4 protein-coding genes and 1 pseudogene are annotated in these 6,374 nt (G+C 71.2%); 1 reads left to right on the top strand and 4 read right to left on the bottom strand.

The window, feature by feature from the left end; genetic code table 11:
* The 4 genes and pseudogenes from ABT116_RS38270 to ABT116_RS38255 all read right to left on the bottom strand — a co-directional run.
* A pseudogene (locus tag ABT116_RS38270) lies at positions 1 to 601 on the bottom strand (hypothetical protein); the annotation flags it as partial.
* Complete coding sequence (gene pelF, locus ABT116_RS38265) at positions 598 to 2,118, bottom strand: GT4 family glycosyltransferase PelF (RefSeq protein ID WP_351644079.1); 1,521 nt, start codon at positions 2,116 to 2,118, stop codon at positions 598 to 600. The gene pelF and the pseudogene ABT116_RS38270, both read right to left, overlap by 4 nt.
* 97 nt (positions 2,119 to 2,215) lie before the next feature.
* A complete protein-coding gene (locus ABT116_RS38260) occupies positions 2,216 to 4,345 on the bottom strand; it encodes a hypothetical protein (protein WP_351644076.1) in 2,130 nt (709 codons plus the stop codon).
* A gap of 397 nt (positions 4,346 to 4,742) precedes the next feature.
* Complete coding sequence (locus ABT116_RS38255) at positions 4,743 to 5,252, bottom strand: hypothetical protein (protein ID WP_351644073.1); 510 nt, start codon at positions 5,250 to 5,252, stop codon at positions 4,743 to 4,745.
* Between the two features lie 579 nt (positions 5,253 to 5,831).
* On the opposite strand from ABT116_RS38255, the gene msrA reads away from it, so the two are divergent.
* Positions 5,832 to 6,341, top strand: a complete 510-nt coding sequence (gene msrA / locus ABT116_RS38250; protein WP_351644071.1) for a peptide-methionine (S)-S-oxide reductase MsrA — start codon at positions 5,832 to 5,834, stop codon at positions 6,339 to 6,341.
* Positions 6,342 to 6,374 lie beyond the last annotated feature (33 nt).

Below are 6,374 nucleotides of genomic sequence, written 5' to 3'. Positions count from 1 at the left end.
CCGCTCCCACGGGCGCGCCGGCCAGGAGCGTACGGCCCGCCTCCCGGCGTCCGGTCGCCATCCGCAGGTGCGCGCGGTGCCCGAGTGCCTGCCCCCACGCCCAGGACACGAGTCCGGCCACGATGAGGGCGGGGGCGTACCCGCCGGCGTCCCACAGGGGCGCGGCCAGCAGGTAGGCCAGCCCCGGCAGGGCGAACAGCACGCCCCGCAGCAGACAGCGCACGGTGTCGGGGCGCCAGGGATCGGCCGCCGGGGCGGGTTCGGGGAACGTGCGCGGCACCCGCTCGTACAGGGCGGAGGCGAGGGAGAACAGGTTCGGGTGACCGTAGCGTTCGTTGATCAGGGAGGCGGACAGTCCCTCCGCCTCCAGCAGCGCGGCCACCTCGTAGGGGTGGACGGCGGGCCCTATGCGGTCGGCGAGTTCGGCGGCGAGCTCACTCACCGCCTGCTCGTCGGGACCGCTGCGGGGAAGCCGGATGGCGAGCGTGGTGTCGTCCAGGGCCCAGCGTGGCCGGCGGCGCGGCGGGCGGGCGTCGGCCAGCCGGATGGCCAGCGTGTCCTGTTCGGAGCCCCCGGGTTCGAGGGATATCGGCCCGCTCACAGGGCGAGGCTTCCGGTGCCGTGGACGGCCGGGGCGGAGATCCTGACCGTGGTGGTCATGGCCGTCGACTCCTGTTCGGGGTGGGCCAGTTCCAGATAGACGGATCGAAACGTGTCAATGGTCTGCCGGAGGGTGAACTGCTCGATGACCCGTAGCCGGGCCGCCTCACCCATGGCCCTGCGCCGCGTGGCGTCGCCCAGCAGCTCCAGCGCAGCCGTCGCCATCGCCTGCGGATCGCGCGGAGGCACTACGAGCCCGGTGTCCCCGACGGCTTCGCGTACCCCGCCCACGTCGGTGGAGACGGTCGCCCGGCCGCACGACATGGCCTCGATCAGGGTGAAGGGGAAGCCTTCGCTGATGCTGGAGAGCATCACGACGTTTCCGGCGGCGTAGGCGTCCTTGATGTCGTCGACGCGTCCTTCGAAGGTGACGGCGTCGGCGTGGCCGAGTTCGGCGGCCAGGGCTTCGCAGCGTTCGCGGTAGGCCTCTCCGCCTCGTGGCGTCCCGCCGAACAACCGCAGCCGTGCGTGCGGGAGGGCGGCGCGGACCAGGGCGAAGGCCCGGATGAGGGTCTCCAGGTCCTTGATGGGGTCGACGCGGCCCGCCCAGCTGAGGGTGGGGACGTCCGGCTCGGGCCCGGCCGCCGGGAACGCGGCGGGGTCGACGCCGTTGTAGACCGTGCGGATCGACTCCGGGTCGGCGCCACCCTCCTCCTCCCACAGCCGGTTGTAGCGGTTGCCGGGCGTGATCAGGGCGGCCCGGCGGTAGCTCTCCCGGGCGAGCAGCCGGAAGAACCCGAGGATCACGGCCTTCACCGGCCAGCGGTAGGGCGCGGTGCGGTAGCCGAGGTAGCGCTCCCGCAGGTAGACCCCGTGTTCGGTCAGCAGCAGCGGGACGCCGTGGCGTTCGAGGGCGGCGAGTCCGGGCAGGACGGCGACCCCGCCGCTGACCGCGTGCGCGACCCCCGTCTCGGGTGCCGGGGCGGCCAGCGGGCGCAGGGCGTGCTCCAGCAGGGCGGTCGCGGTGAGCGCGTCGTGCAGGGTCGGCTGCGCCTCGCGCACGGCGAGACCGGGACGGGTCCACAGCGCGGAGAGGATCGCGATCGCGCGGTCCGCGCGCAGGAAGGAGCTCAGCGTCCCGTCCGACGCGGCCCGTGCCAGCGTGTACAGGGCGGGCGCGAACCCGTCCTCGGCGCGCGGATCGAGCAGCGCGGTCAGGAATCGCTCGTAGGCGGCGGCGAGTTGGTTGCGGGACCTGCCCCGGGGCGGGCGTCCCTCGGGTGGGGCGCCCCACATGGGGACGGACAGCACGCCGGCGACGTGCGCGGGCAGGTCCCATACGACCGGCTCACTTCCGGTGCCGGTGACGGCGATGACGTCGAAGGAGAGGTCGGGCATGCCCTGGACGAGCTGGTCGCACCAGACGCTGACGCCTCCGTGGCTGTGCGGGTAGGTGCCTTCGGTGAGCAGGGTGACGCGCGTTGCTCCGGTATGTCGCGCGCCCTGGGGAACGGGCATCGATGTGCTCCACGGCCGAGGAGTGGGGTGGTTCGGGCCGGTCCCGGCCGCTGCGGAGCGGCCATGACCGTCGGTCGGTCTGGGGTGGATGCGCCGTTCAGCCGTCTGCGGTGTGACCCACGGGGTCGGTGACGCCCGCTGGGACACGGGTTCGCGGTGCGGTGCCGGTGGCCGGGGCGGGCTCGGCCGCGTTGTCGGTGGTCGGAGCTGCGGCTGACGCCGGCAGGGAGAGGGCGAGCGGCGTACCCGTCGCGGGCGTCCATCCGGACACGGCCCCGGCGTACACCTCGCCGAACGCGGCCCCGGCGAGCGTGGTGCCGGTGGGCAGGGTCGCGGGGACCGCCAGCCCGTTCGGCGCGTCGACGGTCACCGTGGTGCCGATGCGGTAGGCCGTGATCTCCCCGGCCCGGAGTGAGGCCTGCCAGTCGGCCCGGCGCCGGAGTTCGACGCCGATGTCCTTCATCCGGGGGTTCACCACGGGCGTGTTCTCGGCGAACAGTGCCTTGTAGCCGTCCAGGACGCCGTTGAGCACGGGGTAGGCGATGCGGTCCTCGGCCAGGTTCGACTGGTGGATGAAATGCGGCTTGGGATCGTTGGCCAGGACGTGCCCGAGGGCGATCCGCGTCTCCAGCGGGACGATGTGGTCGGCGTAGCCGGTGGCGGGGGCCAGGGGCGCCGGCAGACAGGTGGTGGTGGCCGGATTGTCCTCGCAGATGCCGCTGCCGCCCTGCGCGCGGCTGGTGTAGATCCAGTTGTACTCGTCGACCTGCTCGGCCGCCCGCCCGGCGTTGTAGAAGACGTTCATCGGGTAGCGGGGCACGGTCGTGGCGGGACCGACCTGACGCTGGGCGGGCTCACGGGAGTTGTCGGAGCCGAGCCAGGCGATGTCGTTGTCGTCGAGGGCGAGCGCCAGGTTGGGGTTGTCCTCGGGCTGCTGCGGCAGCACCTTCATGCCCGAGTGTTCGCCGGTGACCAACTCGTCGTTCACCAGAGGCAGTCCGGCTCTCTCACCCCAGACCCGGTTGGTGGCGATCTCGTCGGAGATGTCGTTGCGGCTCATCCAGCGGGTGCTGCCGTCGGCGTTGGTCGCGCACTTCCACGGCACCACGGTGGTGTCCTGCACACAGCCGAGGAAGGGGTGCGAGTAGGTGTGGTTGATCCAGCGGAACTCGCCCCGCCGCGCGATCAGCCGGTCGGCGAGCGGGTCGGCACCGTTGTTGTCCTCGCGGTGGTCGGCGCTGCCGGCGCCGTTGTAGGCGAAGTTGAGGGTGAAGTCCTTGTCGTTCTGCCAGTCGACGGCGTGGTCGACGTCGGCGGGCGTCATCCGGATCGGGTCGGGCGTCGCGTTGGGATCTTCACAGTCGACGTCGCCGGGGGTGCAGTTGAGCTGGCTGTTCCAGCGGTCGTCGGCGGCGAACACGTCGTCCACGTGGACGGCGAAGTAGTTCCGTGAGGCGCCCAGGTGCACCCCGCCGGTCATCCACTCCACGATGCCGCGGGCCAGAAGCCGGAACTGCTGCTGGTACTGGTTGTAGACGAAGGTGACGACCAGCTCGCGCCGCCCGTCGTGCCGGTACTCGCCCACCAGCGTGCCCTTGGCCGTCCGCCCGGGGATCGCCACCTCGACGTACGGGGTGAAGTCGGCCCCGGCCACGGGCTTGGACAGGTAGGCGTAACTCTCGCCGATGGCCGGGTCGTTGTCCTCGAAGGGCACCGCCCCGTCGAGGTAGCCGAAGGGGCCGGACCTGCCGGCGGCGGTCACCTCCGCCCGCTTGCCGTCCATGCTGCCGGAGTAGCCCCCGTGGACCGGGTACTGCAGACCGGCTTCGGGACGCGCGTAGGTGTAGGCGTCGACCTGGGGCACGTCGTACTTCTGCTCGTACGCCGCGAGTGCCGCCATCTCGGCGGAGCCGGCCGGGAACGGGTTGTCGTTGGGCAGCACCACGGCCTGGAACTTGGCGCGCGGCCTGCCGTCGACGGTGTCCGCGAGGAAGTCGGCGTCGATCACGGTCCGGCCGGCCTGCGTGAGGTCGATCCGGGTGTACGGCGTTCCGGCCGCCTCCAGCTCGGCGGCTATCGCGTCGGTCGACGGGCCGCCGTCGCTCACCACCAGCACCCGCAAGTCGATGTGGGGCGTGGTGTCGGCGTGTGCCGCGCCGGCCGGCAGGCCCAGCGCGGCGATGAGCGCACTCACCGTGAGCACGGTGGTGCGAAAGGTCCGCTTCATGCGGTGAGGTCCCCTCCCCGGGCAGGGGTGAGCACGGCTCCTGTGGAGCGGACACCCCCTTGCGCGCCGCCGGCGTCCCCCTCAGAAGCCAGTTCGTCACGCATCCGTTCGCGTCACATAGTGAGGTCTGTGTGGAGATTTCGCGGTCATGTTGCGGAACATGACGGAAAAGCGCAGGTGTCGAACGGGGTGGTTCCGAAAGCGAAACGAGCCGTTCCGTGCTGCCGGGGTGACGCCGTGCCTGGTGGGTGCGAGGGCCCGGCGCGCAGGTCCGCGCCCTGCGGCGCACCGGCGGGCCGGTGTGGCCCGCCGGTCGGAGTGCCAGTGGTCCAGACCGGCGCCGATACCTGGGCAGCGAAACTTTCAGGTCACGGCCGCCGGCTCCCCGGACGGAGCGTCAGGAGCAGAGCACTCGGGTCACGGGCGTGTAGACCGGCCCGCCGCTGACGTTCGTGGAGTCGCTGAACTCGGCGTAGAAGTACGAGTAGAAGCCGATGTTGCCGTTGCAGCCGGAGTCGGCGGCGACGTCCAGGGTCAGGGTGACCGTGCGGCTCTGACCGGGCGGGATGGTGGCGCCGTAGTTGCCGCCGAGGTTGGCCGGGCCGGTGCCGGAGCAGGGGGCGGGGCCGCTTGTGGTCGTCAGGCTGCACCCGGAGAAGCTGTACTTGAGGTCGGGGCGCTGCGTGGTCAGCCACGTCGGCTCGATCGTCTGGTACACGAACCAGACGTCGTAGGTGTTGTTGTTGGTGAGGGTCATCGACAGCTTGACCGAGCCGCCGGGCGTGGTGGTGGCGCTGTCGGTGGTGAAGGTCAGCTCCGCCGGCGCCGGCGCCGCACTCGCGCTGGGGGCCAGGCCGAACACGGCGAGGGCGAGGGCGAGGACGGCGCCGAGGCCGAAACGTCTCATCAGGGGTGATCGCATGGCCTGGGAGGCTAGGCAGGGGCCGGGCGCACCGTCTGCCCCCTCGGTAAGGCGTGGCTCATCACTCGGCCGGAAGTGTTCATGGCGTGGGGGAGCCGTGTGGAAAATATGAAGGCGTGACGGAGGTCGCGTTGTCCCAGGCAGCCGGTGCTTGCCGGGGCGGCTGTGCGGGCCGTACGCCCCGGGCCGCTCTCCCGGCGCGAGAAGATGACATTGGCGCATATCGGATCCACCGGGCCGCTCCCGCTCCCGTGCCCGCCCTGAGATTCTCGGCCACCCGCCGGTTTCCGGCCTGCGCGCCACCGGCGAAGTCCGTCAGGATGCTCCGAGGCCGCGCAGCAACGTGTCGACCACGACGTCCGCCGCCTGTGCGGGGCTCAGGTCGGGCCTGGTGTGCTTGAGGCCTCCCTCGTGTGCGTCTTGACCTCATTACTGCCACATGAACGCGCCAGGTCCTGCCCGTGATGCGTGGGATGAGCCGGCCGTGACAGCTCGGCTCGTCACCTGCCAAGATGGTGACTACATGTAAGTGTGGACGAATACGGGCAAGAAAGGTGATGCGCCATGAGTGATGTCGAGGAGAGGGCGCTACTGGCGGGTGGCTGCTTCTGGGGCATGCAGGAGCTGATCCGGTCGCTTCCCGGAGTGATCCGCACGCGGGTCGGCTACAGCGGCGACAACGACAAGCCTCACGCCACCTACCGTGACCACGGCAGGCACGCGGAGTCGATCGAGATCGTCTTCGACCCGACCGCTACCGACTACCGGGCGATCCTGGAGTTCTTCTTTCAGATCCACGACCCGACCACCCGGAACCGGCAGGGCAACGACATCGGTGAGAGCTACCGGTCCGCCATCTTCTACTTCGACGACGAGCAGCAGCGCGTCGCGCTGGACACCATCGCCGATGTCGAGGCGTCCGGCCTGTGGCCGGGCCCGGTGGTGACCGAGGTCGTGCCGGCCGGCGCGTTCTGGGAGGCCGAGCCGGAGCACCAGGACTACCTCCAGCGCTACCCGGAGGGGTACACCTGCCACTTCCCGCGCCCGAACTGGCGGCTGCCCAGGCGCGCTTGATCCTGCACATCGGCGTGGCCGGGAAGGGTGTCG

This window comes from Streptomyces sp. NPDC002130 (genome assembly GCF_040296465.1).
Classification (GTDB): Bacteria; Actinomycetota; Actinomycetes; order Streptomycetales; family Streptomycetaceae; genus Streptomyces.
This window is presented reverse-complemented; position numbering and strand designations above follow the sequence as displayed.